A 25153-nucleotide genomic window follows, 5' to 3' on the forward strand; every position below is an offset into this window, starting at 1 on the left:
GCATCCGGTGGGCTTGATCCGCGAGCGCCTGCGCCGCCAGGGGATCGTCACCACCGCCGCCGCCCGGCGCGGCCGCAGCGGGCGGCGGGTCAAAGTGACGGGGCTCATCATTCGCCCCCATCGCCCACCCACCAAGAGCGGCCGCACCGTCGTCTTCTTCACCCTCGAAGACGAGACCGGGATGTTGGATGTGACCGTCTTCGATGCCGTCTATCAGCGCTGCGGCAAGGCCATCTTCACCCAGCCGATCATCACCGTCAGCGGCCGCCTCGACCGCCGGGGAGATGCATCAGCGCCCGCCGCGCTGGTTGCGGACTCAGTGACCTGACACCGCCCCACCCGTCCCCTCCCACGGATCGGGCACGGCCATAGTCAACGACCTCTTCGCGGCAGCTCTCAGGCCATTCCCTGGCAGCCGCCAGAACAACCCTCGCGCAATGTCACCCCGAGCGAGCCGAAAGGCTCGGGATGACACTCTGTGAAGGGGCGGTTTCGCCAGACACTCGAAGGCCTGACTCCCGACAGGGCCGAAGATGCCCATCGTGGAAGACCATGCCAACGCTGATGCCCGCCAGGAGGACGTGACGTGACCAGCTCACCCCAGGCTCAGGGCGGTAGCCGCCGGAACCGTCGGCGCGCCCGAGTCGCGCCTCTCTCACTCGCCCTCATCACGATCTCCATCGCAGTCACTCTCGTCGCGACCGGCTGCGCGGAGCGCGACGCGGACACCACCACTGCGGACGAGGCCATGCCCGCCTACCCCGCTTCACTCTCGTCGGAGAGCACGCCGAGCGAAGTGGCGGAGGCCCTCATTCGGGCACTGGATGAGGAGGACCAGCAAACCCTCATGGCCCTGGTCGCCGTCAAGGCAGAGATGGAGGCGATCGAGGCCATCTACCGCGAACACGGCCGCACGCACGAAACCGATCCCGTGGAAGCGGCCAGTCTCGCCGCCTCCGGCTGGCGGGCAACCTACTCCTTCCTGGCCCCGGGGGCGACCCATGTGACGGACGAGGACATCAAAGTTGCCGGGCCGGTCAGTGCGGAAACGGCGACCGTCACGGCCTCGGCCGAGAGCGCCGCTGACCGCACGCCGCGGTCACTTACGATTCGGCTGATGCGCGAGGACGGTGTGTGGAAGGTCCGGGCCGGCTTGCAGACGGCGGGCGGAGTGCCCTCCACGCGCCAGTAACCCGGTTTGCAGGCTCATTAACGCTCGGCCCCGGTTCGGCCGAGCCTTCGGCCTGCTACTCGAGCTGACTCAGCAAACGCGTGAACGTCGCCTGGTGATTCGCTTCGTCGGCGAGCAGCCGCCGCAGAATGTCCTTGTGCTCGGGTCGGCGGGCTTTGGCGGCAGCTCGTCGGTACAGTTCGATCACCCGGCGTTCGCCTTCGATGTGGGCGCGCAGCATCTCCTGCGGGGTTGACATCGGGCGCAGGAGCTTGAAGTCTCCCTTGGGGATGCCCCCCAGCGCATAGATCAGCCGCGCGGTGGTCTCGGCATGCTCCAGCTCGTCCCGGCACGCCTCGCGCAGGGCCGCCGCCAGCTCCGGGTCCTGCAACTGCGCGATGTGCTGCGGCATCAGGAACAGCGCGCCGTACTCCACCTCGATCGCCTGATTGAGAATGGTAACCAACTCCTCGACGTCGCTCATCGGTTCCTCCTGGCTGCGTCAGCATCGTGTCAACTGCAATTCCTTCCCCGCGGCAGGGCAGGGCCTTGCCAGTGCATCCGCACAATCGCGACCGCGGATGCGATCCCAAGGCGACACGCCTGGGCGGGACCAGGGTAGGCATCGTGCGCCCCGGCCCACCCAAGAGAGGAAAACGCGCGGTGACAGGCGAACCTTCTGTCGGGCAGGGGCGGCTGCTTGCCCGCTGCCGACACAGGGAGGTTTCGCATGAGCAAACCGAGGATTGGACTCCAGCTTATCATCTACGGCGGGCGCACGGCTCAGGACCTGGGCGGCGTGCTGCGCGAGATCAAGCAGGCCGGCTACCAGGCGATCGAGAGCGGCGCCCGGTTGCAGATTGGCGATCCGCGCGTGCAGGACCTGCTGTCCGAGACCGGCCTGGCGGTGGCCGGCATCCACGGCGACTTCAGAGATGTCGTTTCCGCCGAACGCGTTGACACCATTCTCGCGTCTCTCACGCAGGTGGGGGGACGCTATTTCATCTGCTCCGATGTGGCGCAGGGAGACGGCATCGAGTGCTACGAGAAGGCGGCGCCGGTGTTCAACACGGTCGGGCGGCGCTGCCAGGAGGCGGGCGTGGTGTTCTGCTACCACAACCACGCCTCGGAGTTTAAGGAATTCGGCGGCGTCAGGGGCATCCACCGCCTCGCCGAGCTGACCGATCCGGCGGTGGTCAAGCTGTGCATTGACGTCTACTGGGTGCACATCGGCGGCGAGCGCCCGGTGGACTTCATCGCGCGCTACGCCGACCGCGCGCCGTACTTCCACCTCAAGGACGGCGCGCCGGGGGTGTTCAAGGAGCTCGGGCAGGGGGAGGTTGACCTCAAGGCGGCGACCGCCGCCGCCCTGGCGGTCAATCCCGAGTGGATCGTCTGCGAGCAGGATCGCACCGACAAGGAGGTGCGGCAGTCCATCACCGAGAGCCGTGCGTACATGCGCGACGAACTGGGGCTGTGACGCGCGGCCTTGATGCGCGGCGCGCGTAAGGGCACGCCATGCCATGCCCTTACCTGCGTTCGCGATTGCCATCACCGGGGGCCGTGCGATGAGAAGCACATCTCGCTGGCTCCCCGCCCTGGGGTGGATGGCCGTCATCTTCTGGCTGTCGAGCGGCGTGGATGTCCCCGGCGGCATCGAGGTGCCGGACAAGGCCGCGCATTTCGCGGCATACGCGGTGCTCGGAGCGCTGTTGTGGTGGGCGGCGGCGCCGCTGGGCGTGGGGCGCGCGGGAGCGCTGGCGATGATGGTGGGCGCGATCTATGGCGCCGGTGATGAGTTCCATCAGCACTTCGTGCCCGGCAGGACGCCCGACCCGTTGGACTGGATGGCCGATGTAGGCGGCGTGGTCGTGGCGGTCGCGATCGCTGCGGCGATGATGGGCGCCCGCCGCGCGAGGAGGACTTGACCACCCCGGCGGCGTAATCCCCGGCGGTGGGTCAGCGCATGGCCGAGTCCACTATCTCCGGCATCCAGCCGACCGCGGCTGTGAAATGGCGGGTACACCTGGCGCGGCGCCACCCGTTGCGTGCCGCCCTCGCGCTGTGCATGGTTGCCGCCAGCGCGGCCGCTGCCTATGTCCTCTGGGGGCACCCCCTGGCCGCCGTGATCGCCGGCTTCCTGGTGCTGTCGGCGGTCGCCGAATTCCTACTGCCCATCAGCTATCGCATCGGCGCCGACGGCGTGTGGTGTCGCAACTTTCTGTCCGTGCGCCACCTGCCCTGGGCCGACATCCGACGCTGCTATCGCGACGACCGGGGCATCAAGCTGAGCCCGCTCGGTCACCGGTCGCGGCTGGAGGCCTACCGGGGCATCTACCTGTGGCTGGAGGGCAACGACGCGGCGGTCACCGACGCCATCCGCGCCCACCGGGGTGGGGGCACGGTCTTGTGAGCGCCGACTTGGCGGATGCCGATCGCGAGTTGCGCGACCGGGTCATCGAGCGCGTGGGGAGGATCATCGTCGAGCGGCGGCTGGAAACGCCGGCGCTGCTGTTTTTGGAGTCCAACCGCCCGCTGACGTTCCTGGCGGGACAGGGGGCGCTGGCGACAATGCCGTTGATCGGAGGGTTCATCCCGCCGGCGGAGATCGAGGCGCTGGCGCGAGTGCTGGAGTCCGAGGACAGCCTGGACCTGCTCGTCGCGCGCATCGAGGAACTGGCAGAAGAGCGGGACGCGCCAGCGGCGGACAAGTGATCACATGAGCCTCGAACACGCCAACCTGTTGCATATCGCCATCGTTGGCGTCATCAGCGTCACCATCCTCATTACCATCCTCTCCGCGCGCGGCGGCCGGGACCTCTACATCCGCCGCATACCCGGTTTGTCGGCGATTGATGAAGCCGTCGGCCGCGCCACCGAGATGGGCCGCCCGATGCTGTTTTCGACCGGCCTCAGCTCCATTGACATCAACACCCTGCAGGCGCTCGTCATCGCCCAGCACGTCGCTCGGCTGGCCGCCCGCTACGGCAACCGGCTGATCGTGCCGGTGGTGGACCCGGTCGTGTTCGCCATCGCCGAGCAGCTCGTGCGCGAGGCATATGCCGTGGAGGGCAAGCCCGACGCCTTCCGCTCCGAGGACGTGCGCTTCCTTTCCGACCAGCAGTTCGCCTACGCGGCCGGCGTCATGGGCCTCATCAACCGCGAGAAGGTCGCCTCCACGTTCTTCTTCGGCTACTTCTACGCCGAGTCGCTGCTGCTGTCCGAGACCGGCCAGGAGGTGGGCGCGATCCAGATCGCCGGCACCCCGGCCACCACGCAGGTGCCCTTCTTTCTGGCATCGTGCGACTACACCATCATCGGCGACGAATACTATGCCGCCAGCGCGTATCTCACCCGCGAGCCGACGCTGCTGGGCAGTCTCGTCGGCCAGGATATCGGCAAAGGGCTGCTGCTGCTGCTGGTCGTGGCGGGCACCCTGACCGCGGTTCCCGGCACGCCGCTGCACTTCGTCAACCAGTGGCTCGCGCGCTGGCTGTTCGGGGGGTGAGGACGGACTAACCCAATGCGAACCCGCAAGTGGACAATAGTCGTCACCATATACGTGATGGGCGGGCTCATCGGGGCGGTCGCCTGGTGGGCGTTGGTGCAGGCGCTGAGCCCCATCTTCAGGCCCGTCGAGGGCGGCGCATTCTACGGCGCGGTGAGCGCGTCGGTGCTGCTGTGGGCGGCCGTCATGTACCTGCTGCACCGGCTGCCGGCGTCGGTGAAGAAGCGCGTGGTGGTGTTCATGACCTTCGTCGCGGGCCTCTTCTACACGCTCGAGTTCTACCTGCCCGAGAAGAGCGCCATCTTCTTCTGGCGCCCCAGTCACACCAATCCCTTCACCCCGATGCTGGATCCCGTCGGCGCGGCCACCTCGGTGATCTTCGGCTTCACCTTCTTCCTCGGCGCCTTCAGCCTCTCGCTGGTTCACGGCAAGCATATCGCTGCGCGGCGTCCGGGCTACTACAACAGCATCGCGTTCTTCGTCGCCTTCGCCGCGATGGCGGCATTCGGCCTGTGGCAGGCATACGCGCCTAAGGCGATCCTGGTGCACGACCACTGGGGGCTGCGGAACCTCTCGGTGCGGCAAGTGTACGACTACCTGTTCATCAGCACCTACGTGCCGTTGGGGGCGGCCCTATTCTCGGTGCTGGCGTTCTACATGGCGACCGCGGCGTTTCGCGCATTTCGCGTGCGCTCGGCGGAGGCGGGTTTCATGATGGTCGCCGCATTCATCTGCATGTTGGGGCAGGTTCCGCTCGGAATGTGGGTCACCCACCACCTGCCGATGACCGGCCCGCTGTCGCACCTGCGCACGGAGGCGATAGCCAACTGGATCCTCGGCGTCTTCAGCATGGCGGGCCTGCGCGCGGTCGGCTTCGGCATCCTCGTGGGCGGCCTCGCCATGTCGCTGCGCCTGTGGCTCAACCTCGAGCGCGGCGCCTTCTTCGAGCAGGAGCTATAGTTGGGGCGTGATTCACAATTCTGGTCCCGCCGCGTGATCTGGCTGGCGCTGGCGATCGCGACCGCCGCCTTTCTGCTGGTCAAGGTCAAGGCGGTCATGTACGTCAGCAAGCCGGCGCGCGACATCTACGATGCGATCGAGGCGGTGCCGGCGAGCAAGCTCATTGTAATCTCGTGCAGCTGGGCGCCGGGCACCATCGGCGAGAACGGCCCCCAAACCGAGGCCCTCATTCGCCACTGCTTCAAGGCCGGCAAGCGCTTTGCCATCTTCGGCTTCGTTGATCCCGCCGGCCCCGGCCTCGGCCAGGCCATCGCCGAGCGCTGCCAGGCACAATACGGCCGCCGCTATGGCCGCGACTGGGTCAACTGGGGCTTCAACATCGGCGGCATTCCCATGATCCGCGGCTGGGCGAAGAATATCCCCGGCACCATCAAGCGGGACATCTTTCGCAAGCCGATCACCTCGCGCCCCGTCATGGCCGGCATCAAGACCGTGCGCGACATCGGGCTGGTGATCGAGATCACCCCCAGCCTGAGCCTGCAAACGTGGGTGGACTTCATCTATGGCATCTACCGCACACCCATCGCCTACGCCTGCACCGGCGTCATGGGGCCGGAGGCGTTTCCCTTCTATGACGCCCACCAGATCGTCGGCGTGCTCAAAGGTCTGGCAGGAGCGGCCGAGTACGAGCAACTGATGGGCTATGAAGGCGACGCCCTCAAGCGCATGCCCGCGCAGTCATCGGCCCATGCGGTGGTCATCGCCCTCATCGTGCTCGGCAATATCCTCTACCTCCGCGCGCGGCGGCGGGGCGAGGCTCCGGAGCGGAGGCTCGGCGGCTCATGAGGTCTCCTTTGCTGCGCCTGCTCATGTGGCTGGGCGTGTTCGGGGCGGGCGCCTACTTCGGCATCCGCCACCACGTCTTCGCCGGCACCCTCGCCGTGTGGCTTTCCGCCATCGCCACTCTCGCCATCTACTCCATTCTCTACCGCGAGAACGTGGTGTTTCGTTTCTTCGAGCATGTTTTGGTCGGCCTGGCGACCGGCTACGGCTTCTATATCGTTATCACCCAGGTGCTCGAGCCCAAGTGGTGGAATCCTCTGGCCCTCGAACACAAGTGGTACTGGGTCTTCGCCCTGCTGGTGGCGGCGATGTTCTACACCGTGTACTCCAAGCGCTGGTCGTGGATGAACCGGCTCGCGGTGGGGACCTTCATCGGACTGGCCGCCGGCTACGGCATGGTCGGCTTCGTCACCGAGCTCGCGCCCCAGCTCAAGGCCTCGTTCAAGCCGTTGTGGAGCCACAGCGCCCCCTATGTGCAAGCCAACAGCCTGCTCTTCTTCATCACCATCATCACCGTCATGAGCTACTTCTTCTTCTCCTTCGAACAGCGTCACCCCGTGGTCAAGGGCAGCACGCGCCTGGGCCGCTGGCTGCTCATGGTCGCCTTCGGCGCCATCTTCGGCAACACCGTCATGGGCCGCATGTCCCTGCTCATTGACCGCCTCGAGTTCCTGCTCCACCACTGGCTGCGCATCTTCGGCGGCGCCTGAGCAGCACCGCCCGCCGCCCCGCCGGGGCGCACAAGCAGCCTAAAGGCTTGACTCGCGACGCCCCCCTGGGGCAAGCTGTCTCCGCCGCGACCCTTCCGCCCCGCGTCGGATCAGCGTCACACCGCACCGCGGGCCCGCCCGCGCCGACGCCGACGCTCGGGGGATGGTTGGGCAGGACTTGACCGGCGCTGCGGACAAGAAGGGCCGCCAACCTCGCCGCGGGTTGTGCCCGCCGTTCGCGCACGGATGGAGGGCTCCGCGGGCGACGGGAGATCAAGCATGCAGGGCGATTGGACCTACGGCGACACCGATGACAGAATCGCCGAGGACTTGCGACTCCGCCTGCCGGAGCGGATGCTCGATGCCCACGCGCACCTCTACCGGCGCGCCAGCCTGAAGGTATCGCCGCCCGACCTGTGGACGACGGGGCCCGAGGTCGCCACTGCGCAGGTATGGCGGGAGCACGTCGGCCGGCAGGTGGGGGAGGGTCGCCTGGTGGGGGCGCTGTTCGCGGGCATACCGACGGTGGCGCAGCTGGCGAGCCTGGCACGCGAGAACTCCTTCGTCCTGGAGCAGTGCGAGACGCTTCCCCACAGCCGCGGGCTGGTCATCATCTCCCCCGACTGGTCGCCCGCCACCGTGGCCGCATGTCTCGATCACCCCCAGTTCGCGGGTTTCAAGCCCTACCACACGCTCAGTAAGGAGACGCCGACTTTCGACGCGGCACTGGGCGCCTACCTGCCGCAGTGGGCCTGGGAGCTGGCGGACGAGCGCGGCCTCGTCATCCTGGTGCACCTGGTAAGGAGCCGCGCCCTGGCCGACCCCGACAACGCGCGCGAGCTGCGCGAGCACTGCCTTAAGTACCCGCGGGCCAAGGTGCTGCTGGCCCATGCCGCGCGCGGCTTTCATGCGCCCAACACGGTGCAGGGGCTGCCCGCCTTGCGGGGGCTGGAGAACGTGTGGTTCGACAGCTCCGGAATCTGCGAGGCGACCGCGCTCGCGGCCATCCTCACCGAGTTCGGCCCGCGCCGGCTGCTGTGGGGCAGCGATTTCCCGGTGTCCGAAATTCGCGGCCGCTGCGTGACCTTGGGCGACGGCTTCGCGTGGCTGCAGCACGACACGCTGGTGTGGGACAAGCTGATCCCCTCGTGCGAGCCCATCCTGGCGGGGCTGGAATCCCTGCGCGCACTGGCAGAGGCGGCAGACGATTTGGGCCTCAATGCAGCGGACCTTCAGGACATCTTCGCCGACAACGCCTTGCGCCTGCTCGGGTTGAAGCAGCAGTCTCGCGCCGTCACCCAGGACCTTTATCGCCACGCCAAGCAGCGCCTCCCCGGCGGCACCCAGCTCGTGAGCAAGCGCCCGGAGATGATGGCGCCCGAGCAGTGGCCCGCCTATTTCCGCGAGGCGCGCGGCTGCGAGACATGGGACCTCGACGGCCGCCGCTACTACGACATGTCCACCAACAGCGTCGGGGCGTGCCTGCTGGGCTTCCGCGACCCCGAGGTCACGCGCGCGGTGCGGCGGCGCATCAACCTGGGCAGCATGTCCTCCCTCAACCCGCCGGAGGAGGTGGAGCTCGCCGACCTGCTGTGCGAGATTCACCCCTGGGCCGAGCAGGTGCGTTTCGCCCGCTGCGGCGGCGAAAGCTGCGCCATGGCGGCGCGCATCGCCCGCGCCACCACCGGCCGCTCGCTCATCGCCGTCTGCGGCTATAGCGGATGGCACGACTGGTATCTCGCCGCCAACCTGGGCGAGACCGATGCCCTGCGAGGACATCTGCTGCCGGGACTGTCTCCCACGGGCGTCCCCGCCGAGCTGCGCGGCACCACCTTGACCTTCAGATACAATCAGCGCGAGGACCTGCAGGCGATCCTCGATGCGCACGGCGACCGGCTGGCGGCGGTGATCATGGAGCCCTGTCGCCACGCCGACCCGGAGCCGGGATTCCTGGAGTTCGTGCGGGAGAGCGCACACCGCGCGGGGGCGCTGCTGGTTTTCGACGAGATCAGCATCGGCTGGCGCCTGCACTTCGGCGGCGCTCACCTGCGCTTGGGGGTCAACCCGGATGCGGCCATCTTCGCCAAGGCCTTGGGCAATGGCCACCCCATCGGCGCGGTTATCGGCACCCGCGAAGCGATGGCGGGCGCTCACGAGTCGTTCATCAGCAGCACCTACTGGACCGAGGGCGTCGGCCCGGCGGCAGCGCTGGCGACCGTGCACAAGCTGCGGCAGGTAGACGCGCCGGCGCATGTGGCGCGCGTCGGCGGCCAGGTGCAGGCGCTCTGGCGGGCCCATGCCGACAAGCACCGCCTGCCGGTAACGGTGGACGGCGGCTACCCGTGCCTGGCCCGGTTCGCCTTCGACCACGAGCTGGCCCCGGAGCTGCGCACCCTCTACACGCAGCTCATGCTGGAGCGGGGCTTTCTGGCGGGAACGAGCATCTACCCGACGCTGGCGCATACGGATGAAATCGTCGGGCTTTACGGCGAGGCCATAGATGAGGTGTTCGCCGAGATCGCGGCCGCCCTGACGACGGGGGAGGTCAAGGCCCGGCTCAAGGGCCCGGTGGCGCACAGCGTCTTTTCGCGTTTGGTGGACTAGGAGTGGCCAATACGCATGATCGCCGATAGCGACCTAGTGGAGCAGCACGGCAGGTATTGAGCGGCGAAGGAGACGGCAGTCATGTCGGCGACCGCGAAACCCTGGTTGGAGCGCGAGCACATCCGCCTGGCCATGCTGGGCATGGTGGACGGCAACGGACATCCCTACTCTTGGAGCGCCATCTTCAACGGCTACGATCCGGGGGAGATGGCGAAGTGCCCCTACCCGGCCATCGCCGCCTACTTGGGCAAGCAACCCAAGGACACGCTTCAGATCCCCGGCGCCCGGGTGACTCACGTTTGGACCGATGACCCGGCGCAGGCCCCGCTGGTGGCGAAGGCGTCGCTCATCCCCAACATCGCCGCGCGCCCGCAGGACGTGATCGGGCAGGTGGACGCGGTCATCATCGCCACCGACAAGGGCCACGAGCACGTGGCGCGGTGCCGGCCATTCGTGGAGGCCGGTCTGCCGATCTTCGTGGACAAACCGCTGGTGGACAACGAGCAGGACCTGGCGACCTTCAGCGAGTGGGTGGCACAGGGCGCGCCCATCATGTCGTCGAGCTGCATGCGCTACTGCAAGGAGTATATGCCGTACCGAGTCTCCACCCATGAGTTGGGAGCGCTCAGATTCGCGTGTATCACCATGGCCAAGACCTGGGAGCGCTACGGCATCCACGCCCTGGAGGGGATCTACCCCATTTTCGGGCCGGGGTTCATCTCGGCGCGCAATGCCGGGACCCGCGACCGCAATATCGTACATCTCAAACACCACCGTGGCGCGGACGCGGTGGTGGCGAGCATCGGCGACATGCTCGGCGCCTTCGGGGCGCTGCAGTTGTGCGGCACCGCCGGCCACGCGCAGGTCACCGCCGGTGACACGTTCCATTCCTTCAAGGCGCAGCTAGCGGCCTTTATCGAGTACCTGCGTACAGGTGAGCTCCCGTTTCCGTTCGCGGAGACCCAGGAGCTGATGAAGCTCGTCATCGCCGGCATCCGCAGCCGCGAGGAAGGCGGGCGCGAGGTGGGGCTGGCCGAAATTATGCCGGCGTAGCCGGCGCCGGCAAGGAGGCTCGAATGTCCGAGGCGATTCCGCTCCGTATGCGCCCCAGCCGCGTCCTGCGCAAGCTGCGCGCGGGCGAGGTGGTGAGCTGCTTCAAGGTCAACTTCGCCGACGCGCGGCCGGTGGAGATCGTGGGCCTGGCCGGCTTCGACTGCGTGTGGGCGGATCTGGAGCACATCGCCAACGACTGGTCGCTGATAGAGAAGCAGGTCTGGGCGGCCAAGGCCTACGATCTCGACGTGGTCGTGCGGGTGGCGCGCGGCAGCTACAGCGACTACGTGCGGCCGTTGGAACTGGACGCGGCGGGGATCATGGTGCCGCACGTCATGAGCCTGGCGGACGCCCGGCAAGTGGTGCGGATGACTCGCTTCCACCCGCTCGGGCGCCGGCCGGTTGACGGCGGCAACGCCGATGGCGCGTACTGCAACCTCGACCTCGCCGACTACATGCGCCAAGCCAACGAGCAGCGCTTCGTGGCGGTTCAGATCGAGGACCCCGAGCCCCTGGCTGATCTGGAGGCCATCGCCGCAGTGGAGGGGATTGACATCATCTTCTTCGGCCCCGGCGACTTCAGCCAGGGCATCGGCGCGCCCGGGCAGTGGGACCACCCCCTGATCGCGGAAACTCGCCGGCGGATCGCGCGAGTGTGCCAAGGTGAGGGTAAGATCGCCGGCACACCCGGCACGCCGGCCACCCTGCGCGAGCTGGTTGACATGGGTTACCGGTTCGTCACCATGGGCGCGGACGTGCTCGGCCTGAGCGCGTACTGCAAGGGGCTGGCAGCGGAGTTCGGCAAGCTGAGCAGGTGACGACGATGGGCGTGCGCGATCGGTTTTCTCTCGCGGGCAAGGTGGCGCTGGTCGCGTCACTGCGAGCTGTTTGCGGCGGCCCGCACCCACAGCAGCCGGCCGGAGAGGTCGGTGGAGATCTCAACCGGACAAGCGATGTCAACGTCTTCGCCGGTCAAGACATCCGTCGTCTGCAATGCCGCCGGCGGTAGGCCCATCGCGGGCCGATCGAGTTGCAGCGAGACATCCAATTTCTGCTCCAGCCACACAGCCAAGGGCGGATGCCAGGTGGCGATTGCCAGCAGGGCGCCGTTCGATGGATGGCAGAAGGCGGTCACCAGTGTCTCGGGGCGATCCACGACCACGGCGGCCGGCCGTTGCCACCATCCGCACATTCGCGCGTCTTTGATCCCGAAGCGGTCGAAAAATCGCCACAGCGCCTGCTGGCGGTCAGTGCCCGCCCCCCAGCCCATGCGCGGCCAAATGCCGAACAGCATTCCGCGGGCGAAGTACTGCTCCTTCGACAGCATCTCCGAGGGCACGCCAAAGGGCACCCCCGAGATCTCCACCAACCACGCCCAGGGGTCGAAAGCATCGTAGGGGAAACCTTCGCCGTGCCAGATGCTATCGGTGAAAGGTAGGCACAACATGTAGGTCGTGATGGGCGAATCAAGCAACGTGTCGCCGTGATGCGCGTCGATCGTCGCCGCGGGCTGCGTCTCCTGGAAGATGGTCCACAGTCGCTTGGCCATCTCGCGGTGCGCCAGCGTCGAACCGTCGGCGCCGTCCCAATACGCGCCATCGGTGCCGAAGTGCCGCGTCATGTAGCGCATGGCCTCGAGATAGAAGTTTCCAGTGCGCTTATCATTAGCCATCCCCACCGTGTGCTCGTTGCCCAGGTCGCGGTGCAAGCGCGGCCAGCCCGGGGGCAATCCGTCGGGCAGGTGATTCTCATGCCAGGCATCCTGGAAGCGCAACCGCGGGTTCGGGTCATCCGCATCGGGAAACCGAAAACCTTCATATACCAACGCCCAAAACTCGGGCGCCAGCGTGGACAATTCACGCCCCGAGTTGTAGACCTTGACCAAGATGCCGCGCTTGTGCGCCTCCGCCGTCAGCCGTGACAGGTTGTCCGGTCCCTCCCACTGCCAGGGGTAGTTGAACGCCGGTCCCCACCAATCATGCAAGTTAAGGCGCTTGACTCCCAACGACTTTACTTCATCAAGCCGCAGGCAGTTGTCGCGCAGATAGCTCTGCGGGGTGTCCTCATCAGAAGGCTCGAATCCCCCGCCCCGGTGCAGGTAGCGGAAATCCCAATGACGCGGGTCCGGTGGTTTCACCGGAGTCGGGCGCAATGCGAACGTCATTTGCCACGTCGCTGCCGGCCCCAGGTCGTGCGCGCCCAGGTTCAGGCGCAGCACGACCTCGTCGTCGTTCTCAGTGACGGTGGCGGCATCCACCCGTGATACGTCCTGCCACGGAACCGTGTCCCACGTCATCCAGCCCAGCCCCGCGTCCACGGATCCCAGCCACAAGTCAGGGGTGAAGCATTCCGCGTGGCGCGCGATCTTACGCCAAGCGCGATCACCATCCCGCCGCCCCCGGTAACCCATGCCGGACGCCAGCTCGGCGTGCCGTCTGCGCCATGACACACTGAGCGCCAGATCGCTCACCGCGCAAAGATCCTTGGCATCAAGCCGCAGCGTGATCACCGCGCAACCATCGAACTCCATCCAGCCGTCAACGGCGAGCTTCAGCGCACCAGCGTTGGCAGCGCCGCGCCAGGCGACTCGCGCGTCGGTCGCCTGCGTGATCTCGAACGCGCCGTCATGCAGCGCCAACTGCGCGCCGCCACAATTGCCGGTGAGCGTGATCGGCGCGGCCAGGATGTCCTCGCCCCCGCAGGTGAGCCTCTCCGGCAGGCCGCAGGCATTGAGTGCCAAAGTATGCCCCCAGGTGGATATGGCTCGCCCCTCCTGCGAGATCCGCAGCGGAGCGAAGGGCGGATAGACCCCTCCCGACAGCCCGATGCTGCTGTCGAGCCAACGCAAACGGCTGAGCCGCCAAAGCTCGTGATCCCCCTGGTCCGCAACCACGGCCTCGGATATCCGCAAGCGGATGGGCACGCTGGTCGCGGGCAAACCCGCAGGTTGCACCGTGACCGCCCCGGTGTACGCGCCGCCGGCGGCATCTTCAGGGATATCCACGCCGAACCACAGCGCCCGCACCTGTCCTTTCGGCAGTGCGAACGGGCCCGCGGGATTCCGCACGTAGGCCGCCTTGCTCCTCGACTCCAAGGTCAGGCACTGGATGCGCGCGCCCGGGATCACGCCGTGTTCGGAGCGCAGATCAGTGCAGGTGACCGTGAGGTCCGGCGCGCCCTGCCGACACGCCCAGATGCCAAGCTCGAAGACGCGATACTCGTTGCGGTCCGCGGCGAGCTCGATTTCAGTTCGGGGACCTTGTCGCGCCCAGTGCGCTGGGATCTCCAGGTTGAGTTTGATGGGGTGGTCCCGGTCCTCGGGGAACACCAGGTAAGAAGCGCATGGAAAGCGCGCCAGCAGATCGTCAACCTCCGACTTGAGCGCAATCGTCTCCATCGGATAGAAGCTGTCGAGCGCGCAGCGCGCCTCGATACGCTTCGCTGCCGCCGCAACTGGCGCGACGCTCGTCTCGGCGGCTAGCAGCCACGACCGCGACGGCTCGAAGAAAGCGGGCTCCGCCGCGCCGTAGTACAGATGATATACTCCGGGGCCGGCCACGGGCCGGAACTCGATGACTACGCGCTCCTGATCGTAGTGCAGCAGGCGCGCGTCGGCGATCTCTTCCTTGGTCGCGGCGCTGAGAAGCTTGAGGCCTTTCATGCGAATGGAGCGGCTGGACCTGCGCCAGACCGCTTCGCCGCGCGCCACGTCGCCCGCCCGGCTCACTGCGAAGACTATCCGGCACGGCCAGATGTTCCAGTTGAACAACTTGCGGCGGCCGGGTTTGTCGCCGCCCCAGGCGATCTCCGCCCACCGCTTCTCGCCCGAGCGCTGCTGATCCACGGGCCAGGCGTCCATTTCGGCTTGTGAAACGACTACGTGCTCAAGCATTGGTTGATTGCCTCTGGTGCTTCACGCGCGGCGTCCGCAGGTGGATTTCCTTCCGCGGCAGAGCGACTCCTGCCATTGGCGGCGCAGCGCAGAGGTAAGGCTGGCGGCCTTGGCGAACGGTCAATCTTCATTGGGCGCGCCGGCCAAGCTGCACATCTGCGGCACCGGGAGCGCCGTGCATTGCGAGCCCGGCTCAGCCCAAAGTGTCGGAGCGTACAGCCAAGCGACAGGTGTTCACCGCACTGGGTGGTTTGCACGTTTGCCCGGAAGGCGGGACTGAAATGCTCATCCCCCGAGGGGCGCTAGCGGAGTTCGGCAAGCTGAGGAGGTGACGACGATGGGCGTGCTCGATCGGTTTTCTCTCGCGGGCAAGGTGGCGCTGGTCACGGGCGGCGCCGGGCTCTACGGCCGCCAGATCGTGGCCGCGATAGCGGAGGCGGGCGCGCGCACCTTCATCGCCTCGCGCAACCTGGAGGCCCTGGAGAAGGTCGCGGCCGAGCACCGCAAGGCGGGCGCCGACGTCACCGCTCTGCAATACGACCAGGGCGACGAGGGCTCCATCCTTGCCTTGCGGGACGAGCTCATGCGCCGCGCCGGCCGCATTGACGTGCTGGTCAACAACGCCGTCACCCGCCCCATGAAAGCGGGTTACCTTGACGACGCCTCCACCTTCGCCGAGAGCATGCGCGTCAATGCCACCGGCCTCTTCGTCATCACCCGCGCGTTCGGCGACATCATGGCCGAGCAGCGCGCCGGCTCCATCATCAACATCAGCTCGATCTACGGTGTGGTCGGCCCCGACCCCACCAACTACCGCGGCACCGACATGAGTGGCTGGGGCGCGGACTACTGCTTCCACAAGGCGGGAATGATCAACTTCACGCGCCTGGTTGGCAGCTACTACGGCCCTCGCGGGGTAAGGTGCAACTGCGTCTGCCCCGGCGGCCTGCGCAGCCCCACGCAGCCGGAAACCTTCGTCCGCCAGTACGGCGACCACACCTTCCTGGGGCGGCTGGCCGACGACACCGACCTCATGGGCGTCATCGTCTTTCTCGCCTCCGATGCCTCACTCTATGTCACCGGCGCCAACATCATGGTGGATGGTGGCTACACGGCGAAATAGATGCTCACCGCGCGACTTGACGACCTGGCCCTCTCCCGGCTCATGCTGGGCACGGTTCAACTCGGCATGCCCTACGGCATCGCCAACCGCGCCGGGCAGCCATCCTACGAGGTCGCTCGCGACATCATCGCCTGCGCTTATGAGGGCGGCGTAACCTGCTTCGACACCGCGGCAGCCTACGGCGCGAGCGAGCAGGTTCTGGGTCAGGCGCTAGCGGAGCTCGGCCTCGCCGACCGGATGACGGTGGCCACCAAGATCCGCCCGGTCGAGGATCGGACCTTCTCCGACGCAGCGGCGCGGGAGAAGATCGAGGGGTCGGTAGCCGGCTCCCTGCGGGCGCTGCGGCTGGAGGCGCTGCCGCTGTGCCTGTTCCACCGCGAGCATGATTTCCGCTGCATCGAGCACCTGCTCCGGCTGAAGGAGAAGGGGCTGGTGCGGCACGTTGGCGCGTCGGTCATGACGCCAAAGGCAACCGCCGCCATCATCGGCTCGGGCCTGGCGGAGGCGGTGCAGCTGCCGGCCAGCCTGCTCGATCACCGTTTTGCGCGCGCGGGGATCCTGACCGAGGCGCGGCGCCGTGGGGTGGCGGTCTTCGCGCGCAGCATCTACTTGCAGGGGTCGCTGCTGATGTCGGAGCGGGAGATTCCGTCCTGCCTGGAGGCCGCAATCCCCGTGCGCCGCGAGCTGGAGGCCTTGGCGCGCGAGGCCGGCATGAGCCTGGCGGAGCTGGCTGCGCGTTACGTTCTCAGCCTCGACGGGGTCACCTGCGTCGTGATCGGTATGGAGTCCGTCGAGCAACTGCGCGAGAACCTGACGCTGATCGAGCGCGGCCCGCTCGCCCCCGCTCTTTGCGCCGCTATCGGCAGGGCGGTGCCCGAGCTGCCGGACGACCTGCTGATGCCCAACCGATGGCAGAACGTCTGAGCGGGCGCGCCGACGCCCACCGCCGGGAACCGGCGCGCGGAGCCCGGATCATTCATATGCGCTCGGATCCGATGCAGAGTGCAAATGCCCCGGCTAGCGGTCCGGCGGTGCCCGGGGGGAAAGGCGGCCATCATGCGCGGCGCGCAGGGCAGCCTGGTGATTCGCAATGGGGCGGTCTTGCCGCCCGCCGGGGAACCGGCGCGGACTGACGTGCTGATCGAGGGCGGGGGTATCCGCGAGATCGCCCCCGGCCTACAAGCCAAAACCGTAATTGATGCTGCCGGCGCCTATGTGCTGCCGGGGATAATTGACCTGCACATGCACGGGATGTGCCGCGAATCCCTCGAGCAGGGCGCCCTGCTCGACTTCGCCCGCCTCGAGGCCGAGCGGGGGGCCACCACCTTCTTTCCCGGCTTCTTCGGTGCGCCCCAGGCGACGGCGGAGCTCATGGCTCGCCACCGCCGCGAGACGAACGAGCTGCGGGACGTGCCCCAGGTGGGCGGGTTCCGCCTCGAGTCGCCCTACCTCGCCAATACCGGCGCCGGAGTGAGCGACGACCTGGCGCCCATAACCAGTGGCACTACCGAGACCTTGCTCGAGGCCGGCGGCGACCATATCAGGATCTGGGACATCTCGCCCGAGCTGCCGGGAGCCCCTGACGCCATCCGCCGGCTGGCGGGCCGCGGCATCCTCTGCAGCATCGCCCACACCGGGTGCACCGTCCGGCAGGCCCGGGCCGCCGTGGACGCCGGCGCCGGATTGGTGACCCATTTCTATGACGTGTTTCCGCTGCCCGACCTCACCGACCCCGATCCGGGGGTGTACCCGTCCGGCCTCACCGACTACCTGCTGATCGAGGACCGCGTCGGGTGCGAGATTATCGGCGACGGCACCCACGTCCATCCCCATCTGGTTGAGATCACGCTGCGCTGCAAGACGCCCGCCAGGGTTGCATTCGTCACCGACAGCAACTACGGCGCGGGCCTGCCGCCGGGGCGCTACACGACCCCCAGGTGGGGCGATATCGTCGTTGACGGCCCCAATCACGGCGTACGCCTGGCGGATCGCGGCATGGGACTGGCGGGCAGCGCCCTGACGCCGATTGATAGCCTCCGCAATGCCGTGCGCCTGTTCGGCAAGGACCTCGCCACTGCCAGCCGCCTGTGCTCGACCACGCCCGCCCGCCTGATGGGCCTCAACAAGGGCGAGATCGCGGTGGGCAGGGACGCCGACCTCATCATTCTGTCCCCGGAGCTGGAGCTGCTGCACACCATCGTTGCCGGCCGGGTCGCGTACAGCCGGAGCGGGGACGAATGAGCGCGCATACGCCGGTGATCGCTCCCGACCGGTCGCAGCCCGCGGTGGACATCGCGCTGCCGGGAGCAGCAGGAATCTGGCGCCTGCGGGCGCCCGAGAATGCGGTGGATGACCGCGGCTTCGTCAGGCGCTTTGATCCCGCGCCCGCGCCGAAATGGCGCGTCGGCCCACGGGGGCTGGACTGCCAGATAGCTGTTTGTCCCCCCGGAAGAAACATCACGCGCCGCGTGCCGCCAGTATTACTCCATTAGCTTAGGCGGGACCGAGTTTCGCCCCTGATACTACAACGTGTCAATCTTGGCGCAGCACTAGCGCCCCGCCGCGCGCAGGTACTCCCTGCTGATGGCGAGGTCGGCCAGCGGGTCTTGCAGGTGCGTGTCCTGCTCGACAAAGACCCAGCCGTCGTAGCCCGCGCGCCCCAGCGCGCGCATGACCGCCGAGTTGTCGAGGCCGATATTGCCCGCGCCCAGCTCGCAGAAGCGGCCGCGCTCCGGCCACCGGTCGAGCCCGATGTCGGGGTTGACCACCAGCCAGTCCTTCACATGCACCGCCACCAGGCGCTGCGCGTGCTCCTCGATGATGGCGATGGGGTCGCCCTCCGCCGCCGCGAGGTGAGCGGTATCAAGGATGAGCCCGCATCCCGGACAGCGCGCGAGGAACTGCTCCAACTGGGGCTGGGTCTCGACCGCGGTCCCGAGGTGGTTGTGGAGGCCGGCGCGAATGCCCCATCGCGCACATGCTGCGGCCTGAACGTTCACCTGGCGGCAGAAGGTATCGAAGTCCTTGCCGGTGACATTCGTCCACACGTAGGACTTGCCCAGCGCCGCGGTCCACTGAATGGAGGTCTCGGCAGTGGGGCCGAGGCAAGTGGCGAAATCCATCCCTATTCGGCGCGCGCGCGCAGCCTTGTGCATCGCCTCCTCCGCGCCGATCGCGCGCAGCCGCTCGACGCCGTCGTAGCCGATGGCCTTCAGTCCGGCCCAACGCTGCTCCGAATCGAAGTCCCCACCCTCCCACACGTTCATCCCGTAGTCAGCGACGCCAATCCTCATCGCGTTTCCCTCCAGCGGTAGCTGCGAATTCGCTCCGTCGTTCATCCCTACTGCTTGCCTTGAGCTCGTCGAATGGGTCGCAGGACGCCCCGCTCGCCGGAGGCGCGCGAAGCGGCTAGGCCCTGCGGGCCGCCACGACGGTCTTCAGACCTAGCCGCTTCGCTAGCGGATACAGCGCAGATACTGCACGTGCCCATAGCTGGCGACGCGGGCATAGGCCCACAGGTCGGGCGCATCGCCGTCGGCGCCGGGCACGACCTCGAACGTCAACGCGGTCTCGCCGCCCGGCGCCAACGCGAAGCCTTGTGCGGCCGGCCGCACCTCGGCCAGCGCGAACTCGCCGACCGCCGCGCCCCACGTCTCCAGCGGAGTGATGACATCCACCCGCCCCTGCACCGCGTCGGGGTTGGGGTTGCGCAAGGTGACCTCGATGCGATCCTCCACGCGGCGCGCGGACGCCTCCACCGGGTGCAGGTCGCCGACTGGTAGGACCTCCTGGTAGAGCTGTCCCTCGAACTCGACCTCGGCGCGGATATAGGCGGGCTGCGCGTCGCCCGGGATGATGACCGCCACCTCGTAGTCCTGCTCGCCGCCGGGCGCCAGTCGGAACGGCACCTGGGCGGGCGTGATCGTCCACCCCGCAGGCACCGACAGGCGCACCATGCCCGCGGCCTCGCGGTCCGCCAGGGCGCTGGCGACGGCGAGGCCGAAGCGCGTGGTGGCACCCATCGGCGGCGCGCCGCGCATGGTTACCGACACCGGCTGGTTGCCCATCGGCGCCGGCCCCAGGTTATGCTCCCAGTAGCGCGTGTGGCAGGGCTGGAGCGGCTCGCGCTGCGGCCCGAGGCGCGCCCCGGTCAGCAGCGCCTGCCGCTGCACCGCCAGCTCCAAGGTCTCGATCTTGCACGGCGCGAGGTCGAGCGCCACCCCGTCGCCGCCGACGTGGATCGGCGCCGTGCGCTCCTCCAAGGCGTTGACCCGCCAGGCGTCGGTGATGGTGAAGGGCGTGGACAACTGCGCGCGCGCCGCCTCGCCGTGGCCCTCGTAGATGCGGGCGATCAGCGACTCCGCCGCGGCGGGATCACGCCGCGCGCCCATGGCCAGCGGATTCCCCCGCGGCTTGAGGGCGCTGAGGAACACATTGCCCGGTTCTACGGAGAGGAAGCTGTGGCGCGCGGGCAACTGCCCCTCGGCAGGCGCGCACGCTACCACCGTCAGCGGCTGGTTGAACTCACACGCGCGGCGGGTGGTTTCGCCCCGCCGCCAATCGCCGCCGTGGGCGTACAGCGCATAGCGGAAGCGATGATCCTTGTGCTCCGGCACGAAGAAGGGCGCGAGCTTGCCCTCGCCCCAGGGCAGACCCGGCCACGCCGTGGTGTGCATGAGGGTGAGGACCGCCGTGCCGTCGGCCTCGACGCTGGCGCCGATGTTGCCGCAGTTGATGAGGGCCACGCCGTAGTCGTCGGCGCGCGGCTGCTCGTCCGCCACCGCATTGCTGTGCGACGGCAGCGAAATCACGCCGTCGGTGATATCCTTCTCCAACTCGGCGACGGCGGCGGCGCCGGCCTGCGCGTCGCGCGCGATCACCAGCAGCGCCGGCAGGAGCCGGTCCCACCCCGGCACTGCGGGCGCGCCCTCGGGGTCCCGCTCCCCCGCCGGGTCCACGGTCACGACGAACGCATAGCCCGAGCGCTGGATCGCCTTGTCCGCTTGGGCGGCGACCGCCGGCGGCGCGGCCTCCAGCAGCCGGTGCGCGTGGGCGTTGTCGCGGCCCACGGACAGGGAGAACCGGAACGTGCTGTATGGCCGGTCAGCTTCAAGGCCGGCGTCATCGGTGAAGGCGCCGGCGGTGACGCCACAGCGCGCGAGGATGCGCATGAGCCGCTCGCCCAGCAGCCGCGACTCGGTGCTGCCGCCGGTGATGATGGCGGCGTAGCCAACGGAGAAGCTCACCTCGGGGCGCCCCCTCGCCGGGCGGGCGGTGATGCGCAGGCAGTTGCCGAGCTCGACCCAGTTCTGCGCGGGCAGCAGGGCGCAGCCGGACATCGCCTGCTGGCGGTAGGTGCGGTAGTCGAGATAGCCGGCGCTGCGGCGCCGCGCGACGGCCCCGAAGCGCTCCTCGAACACGGGCGCGCACCCCTCCAGGGCCAGCGGAAAGGTGGCGGCGAAGAGTTGGTGCTGACCGCGATAGGCGCGCAGATCGGTGGTGAAGTCAATGCGGTCCACGCCGCGATAAACCGCGATCTCCTGATCGCGGCCGGCGCAGTCAGCGGCGCCGCCGCGGACGATGATCCGCTCCATGACCGGTCCCCGCTCGACCCAGACAGCGGCCGGCTCGTCCTTCGAGAACGCCTGCTCGCCGGTGGTGAACACGTGCCACGGCGGCTCCTCGCGGTCGGCCTGTTCGCCCAGCACCGCGATCTCGTTGCCGGGGTGCCCGCGGGAGAGGTCGAGCAGTTGTCGCTTGGCCCGGTTGTCGAGGATGGAAATGAGGCCGCCGCCCGCCGGCGCCACTGCGGTGACGCTATAGTGCTCGTTGGCGATCACGCCGCGGTCGGCCTCGCGTCGCTCGCCGCCGCGGGGCGCGCGGGCGGCCGGCGCGACGTGATAAACGACGTACCCCACGGGCGGCACATCGGTCGCGATGAACGCGATCTCCGCCTCCGCCACGCGGTCGCCTTCGCGTCGTTCCGAGAGCAGCTGGCACGGGACCTGCCTGCGTCCGGCCTCGTGCAGGCCGAATCCGTGCACCGGCGGGTCGAACCTCAGGCGCGCGCGGCAGACGTCGGTGCGTGCCCACGGCAGAGGGTTGAAGAGTACCAGGGCAAACAGCGCCTCGTCCCGGGCCGGCGCGGTATCCGCCAGCCCCGCCAACGCCCCCAGCGCGTCAACGTGCACCTGGTGGGCGAGGTCGAGGGTCTCCCGGTATGTGGCCATCAGGTCGAGGAAAGGAATGTCAGAGGAGACGCCGGTGATGGCATCGTGGTGGTGTCCGAACATGAGCCCGCGCCAGGCCTTGTCCAGCGGGCGATGGGGATAGTCCGCGCCCAGCGCCCACGCGATCGCGCACCAGCACTCGGCGGCGTAGAGGGCGTTCTCGGCCAAGCGGTTGGCGATCTTCAGTTCGATGCGCGAGACGTTGACGCCCGCGTGGTACATGGCAAGGTCGCGCGAGCTGGCGGGGAGTATCGCCTCCCCGCGCGCCAGGCGTTCCGCCACCATCTCCAGGTATTCGCCGGGCAGCCCCACCCGCAGCTCGGGGGTGTGCGCGCGCAGCTCCTCCGGGCGCCCCGCCAGCCACTCCAGCGGCGGTCTCATGTCCCCCCCGACCAGCCGCATATCAACCCCGAGGCCGGGGATCTCCGGCTGCACCGCCCCCTCGTCACCCTGCGGCCCGAGGCGGTCGAGCAGGTCCTGCCACGACTGCGGGTAGAACCAGTACGGCTCGCGTTTCTGGATAACCTCGGAGCCGTCAAGCGCGATCGCGCGGCACAGGGGCTCGGCGCCGATGATGTCCTTGGAGAAGATGCAGGCGCCGAAGCCCACCTGGCGCAGGATCTGCGGCAGTTGCGGGCAATGGCCGAAGACGTCGAGCGGCAGGTAAGCCTGCGGGGCGATGCCCAGGACGCCGCGCTGGAACGTGCGCCCGTACACGAGGTTGCGCAGCAAGGCTTCGCCGTGGATAGAGGTCTCGTTGGGCTGGTTGTAACCGCCGTTGACCTCCAGGCGCCCATCGGCGATCAGTCGGCGCAGGAACGCGCGCTGCTGTGGAAAGGCGTTCCAGTAAGGCTGCAGGTAGTCCAGCTCCGACAGCAGGAGCTGGAAGGAGGGATCACTGCGCGCGAGCTCCAGATAGGCGGCGATCAGATCGAAGGCGCGGGCGGTGTAGGTGCGCTGATCCTCCTTCCACACCGGGTCGTAGTGGAAGTGGGGGACGAGGTAGATGAGTCCTGTGTGCGGCATGCTCGGTTGTTCCTTTGCCGTACTCCGGGCGGCGACTCGCAGCGGCCGGCCCGCCGCCCGGCGAGTGATGATGGCCCTCCGCGCGGCATCGGGCGACCGCGCGAGCTGCTTGCTTGACCGGCCTCACGCGATGATGTATCCTGCTGCCGACGGTCGCGAGGTCTCGGGGAGCGAGCGATCAGGACGCAGCATGGTTAGGTGGATACGGCGCCGCCGGTGGTTGCTCCTGCCGGTCGTCATCGGACTTGCAGCCCTGGCGTGGGGGCAGGTGAGCGGCTACTTGGCCTGGAGGCGGACCCTGCACGGCTCCGGGTTCGTCGCCGAGATGAGTCTCCCGCGCCCGGGCGACCGCGTGCTGATCGTGGCGCCGCACCCCGACGACGAGGCACTGGGCTGCGGTGGGTTGATCCAAGCGGCCCTGCAAGCAGGCGCCGAAGTGCACGTGGTGCTGATGACCAACGGCGATGCCTCGGAGCTGGCCGTCATCTTCGGCGAGAAGGAGTTGCCGTTCGGGCCGCGCGCCTTCATCGAGCTGGGGCAGGCGCGGCGGAAAGAAAGCCTGCGCGCGCTGTCCGGCCTCGGGTTGCCCGCCAAGCAGGTCCATTTCCTCGGCTTCCCGAACAACGGCTTGGCGGCCCTCTGGCAGCCCGAGCACTGGCGCTACACCGACCTCTATCGCTCGTCGCGCACCGACGCCTCCTTCTGCCCGTATGACAACGCCTTCACCCCCGGCGCCCCCTATTGCGGGCAGCAAGTGCTGGCGGAGTTGATGGCGGTGCTGCACCAGGTGCGGCCCACCGTCGTCTTCGTCACCGCGCCGCAAGACGCCCACCCCGATCACTGGGCGACGTGCTGCTTTGTGCGCTACGCGCTGACGACGGCGGCGATGCGCGGGGCCAAGTGGGCGGCGATGACCCCGGTTTACGGTTATCTCGTGCACTGGCCTCGCTTCCCGCAGCCGGCGCGGGCGGCGACCAAGCTCGCGCTGCTTCCGCCCCCCGCTCTGTCCGGCCTCGGCTCGCAATGGCAGCGCCTGTCCCTCGCGCCCGAGATCGCGCGCCGCAAGCTCAAAGCCATCCGCAGCTATCGGTCCCAGGGCCCCGGGCTCGCCCGCCTGCTGCTGAGGTTCGCCCGAGCCAACGAAGCGTTCGAGCTGCTCCGCCCGGTGAACCTCGAGCCCGGCGGAGCATACGTCTGGAACCACCCGAACACCCGCCATCGCGGGCTCGGCGGAGCCCAGGTGACACGGCTGCGCCTGGAGGCCTCGCACCACCAGACCCTGGCGGTGCGGCTGGGTACCGCCCCCGGCCGCATCAATGACCACGCCGTCATCGGTCTCGATATCAGGAGTTGGGACCAACAGGGCGCTCCGCTCATCACCACCATTTACCTGCGCGCCGACGGCCGCGGACACGTCAAGCACGTGGGTGCGGTCGCGGCCTCCGGCGGACCCGTTACGGTGGGGGCGCACGGGCCCCGCCTCCTCGAGATCCCTGCCGTCCCGCTGGCGCCTGGCGCTCTCGACCGCGAGGAGTTCCTGATTACGTGTTGGGGGAGCACGCGCGATCGCGTCGCCGAGGCAGCGGTGGCGGGCGTGGTGCGGCTGCGGCCGACCGCCGCCCCCCGCACCGTGAGCAATGAGGACGGCGAACGACGGGGACGACGCACGTCCACTTGCCGCCTGTCTGCGTCCCGGTCGCGCTCGGCGTCTGGTCATCGCTCCCGGCGGGCATCGCAACCCGGCAGGCCAGTGCCGGCAGCCGAATCAGGCAGCGCGAATGGGTGCGAAGTGGCACGCTTCTTGCTCCCACGAGGGATTGCCGCGTGCTACAGTGTGGAGGTGCGCCAACGTGCTGCGTTGGGTTACGAATCGGGTTGTGGGCGCGCTGCTTCTGGCGCTGTTCATCGTCATTGTCGGAGGTTGCGGGTCGAGCGGTCAGGTTCCGCTCGCGCGCACCGATACCCCCACGGCGACCGTCTCGGGTATCGTCCTCGACCGCACCACCGGCCTGGCGGCCACTGATGCGATTGTC

Annotated in this window: 22 protein-coding genes; 18 read left to right on the forward strand and 4 right to left on the reverse strand. The window is 68.3% G+C overall.

Features of this window, described 5'->3' with window-relative positions; genetic code table 11:
* Positions 1-7 precede the first annotated feature (7 nt).
* Positions 8-328, forward strand: a complete 321-nt coding sequence (locus VM221_08155; protein ID HUT74791.1) for an OB-fold nucleic acid binding domain-containing protein — start codon at positions 8-10, stop codon at positions 326-328.
* A gap of 258 nt (positions 329-586) precedes the next feature.
* Positions 587-1192, forward strand: a complete 606-nt coding sequence (locus VM221_08160; protein ID HUT74792.1) for a hypothetical protein — start codon at positions 587-589, stop codon at positions 1190-1192.
* Between the two features lie 55 nt (positions 1193-1247).
* Here VM221_08160 and VM221_08165 read toward each other — a convergent pair whose 3' ends face one another.
* Complete coding sequence (locus tag VM221_08165; GenBank protein HUT74793.1) at positions 1248-1655, reverse strand: ferritin-like domain-containing protein; 408 nt, start codon at positions 1653-1655, stop codon at positions 1248-1250.
* Positions 1656-1901: 246 nt separating this feature from the next.
* On the opposite strand from VM221_08165, the gene VM221_08170 reads away from it, so the two are divergent.
* The 11 genes from VM221_08170 (at position 1902) to VM221_08220 (ending at position 11667) form a co-directional block, all read left to right on the forward strand.
* Positions 1902-2651 carry a sugar phosphate isomerase/epimerase gene (locus tag VM221_08170; protein HUT74794.1) on the forward strand — a complete coding sequence of 250 codons (750 nt, stop codon included), beginning with the start codon at positions 1902-1904 and terminating at the stop codon, positions 2649-2651.
* Between the two features lie 88 nt (positions 2652-2739).
* The gene (locus VM221_08175; protein ID HUT74795.1) at positions 2740-3099 is read left to right on the forward strand and encodes a VanZ family protein; all 360 of its coding nucleotides are present in this window, start codon (positions 2740-2742) and stop codon (positions 3097-3099) included.
* Between the two features lie 38 nt (positions 3100-3137).
* Complete coding sequence (locus tag VM221_08180; protein HUT74796.1) at positions 3138-3584, forward strand: hypothetical protein; 447 nt, start codon at positions 3138-3140, stop codon at positions 3582-3584.
* 8 nt (positions 3585-3592) lie between these two features.
* Entirely contained in the window at positions 3593-3886 is a 294-nt protein-coding gene (locus VM221_08185) for a hypothetical protein (protein HUT74797.1), read from the forward strand.
* A gap of 4 nt (positions 3887-3890) precedes the next feature.
* Positions 3891-4679 (forward strand): DUF6754 domain-containing protein, encoded by a 789-nt coding sequence (locus VM221_08190; GenBank protein HUT74798.1) that lies wholly within the window; start codon positions 3891-3893, stop codon positions 4677-4679.
* Between the two features lie 15 nt (positions 4680-4694).
* On the forward strand, positions 4695-5639 hold the full coding sequence (locus VM221_08195; protein HUT74799.1) for a hypothetical protein: 945 nt from the start codon (positions 4695-4697) through the stop codon (positions 5637-5639).
* Positions 5640-6485, forward strand: a complete 846-nt coding sequence (locus tag VM221_08200) for a hypothetical protein (GenBank protein ID HUT74800.1) — start codon at positions 5640-5642, stop codon at positions 6483-6485.
* Complete coding sequence (locus tag VM221_08205) at positions 6482-7192, forward strand: hypothetical protein (GenBank protein ID HUT74801.1); 711 nt, start codon at positions 6482-6484, stop codon at positions 7190-7192. Before VM221_08200 ends, VM221_08205 begins: the two co-directional genes overlap by 4 nt.
* 279 nt (positions 7193-7471) lie before the next feature.
* A complete protein-coding gene (locus VM221_08210; protein ID HUT74802.1) occupies positions 7472-9796 on the forward strand; it encodes an aminotransferase class III-fold pyridoxal phosphate-dependent enzyme in 2325 nt (774 codons plus the stop codon).
* Between the two features lie 81 nt (positions 9797-9877).
* The gene (locus VM221_08215; protein HUT74803.1) at positions 9878-10849 is read left to right on the forward strand and encodes a Gfo/Idh/MocA family oxidoreductase; all 972 of its coding nucleotides are present in this window, start codon (positions 9878-9880) and stop codon (positions 10847-10849) included.
* 23 nt (positions 10850-10872) lie between these two features.
* Positions 10873-11667, forward strand: a complete 795-nt coding sequence (locus VM221_08220; protein ID HUT74804.1) for an aldolase/citrate lyase family protein — start codon at positions 10873-10875, stop codon at positions 11665-11667.
* 56 nt (positions 11668-11723) lie between these two features.
* On the opposite strand, the gene VM221_08225 is transcribed toward VM221_08220, so the two are convergent.
* Entirely contained in the window at positions 11724-14741 is a 3018-nt protein-coding gene (locus VM221_08225; protein HUT74805.1) for a glycoside hydrolase domain-containing protein, read from the reverse strand.
* A 337-nt stretch (positions 14742-15078) separates the two neighbouring features.
* On the opposite strand from VM221_08225, the gene VM221_08230 reads away from it, so the two are divergent.
* The 4 genes from VM221_08230 to VM221_08245 all read left to right on the forward strand — a co-directional run bounded on the left by VM221_08230 (position 15079) and on the right by VM221_08245 (position 18356).
* The gene (locus tag VM221_08230) at positions 15079-15864 is read left to right on the forward strand and encodes an SDR family oxidoreductase (protein ID HUT74806.1); all 786 of its coding nucleotides are present in this window, start codon (positions 15079-15081) and stop codon (positions 15862-15864) included.
* On the forward strand, positions 15865-16788 hold the full coding sequence (locus VM221_08235) for an aldo/keto reductase (GenBank protein ID HUT74807.1): 924 nt from the start codon (positions 15865-15867) through the stop codon (positions 16786-16788). It begins immediately after the preceding gene.
* 132 nt (positions 16789-16920) lie between these two features.
* Positions 16921-18105: an amidohydrolase family protein gene (locus VM221_08240; GenBank protein ID HUT74808.1), complete on the forward strand. Its 1185-nt coding sequence runs from the start codon at positions 16921-16923 to the stop codon at positions 18103-18105.
* The gene (locus tag VM221_08245) at positions 18102-18356 is read left to right on the forward strand and encodes a hypothetical protein (protein HUT74809.1); all 255 of its coding nucleotides are present in this window, start codon (positions 18102-18104) and stop codon (positions 18354-18356) included. Before VM221_08240 ends, VM221_08245 begins: the two co-directional genes overlap by 4 nt.
* A gap of 57 nt (positions 18357-18413) precedes the next feature.
* On the opposite strand, the gene VM221_08250 is transcribed toward VM221_08245, so the two are convergent.
* Entirely contained in the window at positions 18414-19157 is a 744-nt protein-coding gene (locus VM221_08250; GenBank protein HUT74810.1) for a sugar phosphate isomerase/epimerase, read from the reverse strand.
* Between the two features lie 162 nt (positions 19158-19319).
* On the reverse strand, positions 19320-23120 hold the full coding sequence (locus VM221_08255) for a glycoside hydrolase family 38 C-terminal domain-containing protein (GenBank protein ID HUT74811.1): 3801 nt from the start codon (positions 23118-23120) through the stop codon (positions 19320-19322).
* Between the two features lie 190 nt (positions 23121-23310).
* Here VM221_08255 and VM221_08260 point away from each other — a divergent pair, with 190 nt between their 5' ends.
* Positions 23311-25143: a PIG-L family deacetylase gene (locus tag VM221_08260; GenBank protein HUT74812.1), complete on the forward strand. Its 1833-nt coding sequence runs from the start codon at positions 23311-23313 to the stop codon at positions 25141-25143.
* Positions 25144-25153: the final 10 nt, after the last annotated feature.

The organism is Armatimonadota bacterium (assembly GCA_035527535.1).
GTDB lineage: Bacteria > Armatimonadota > Hebobacteria.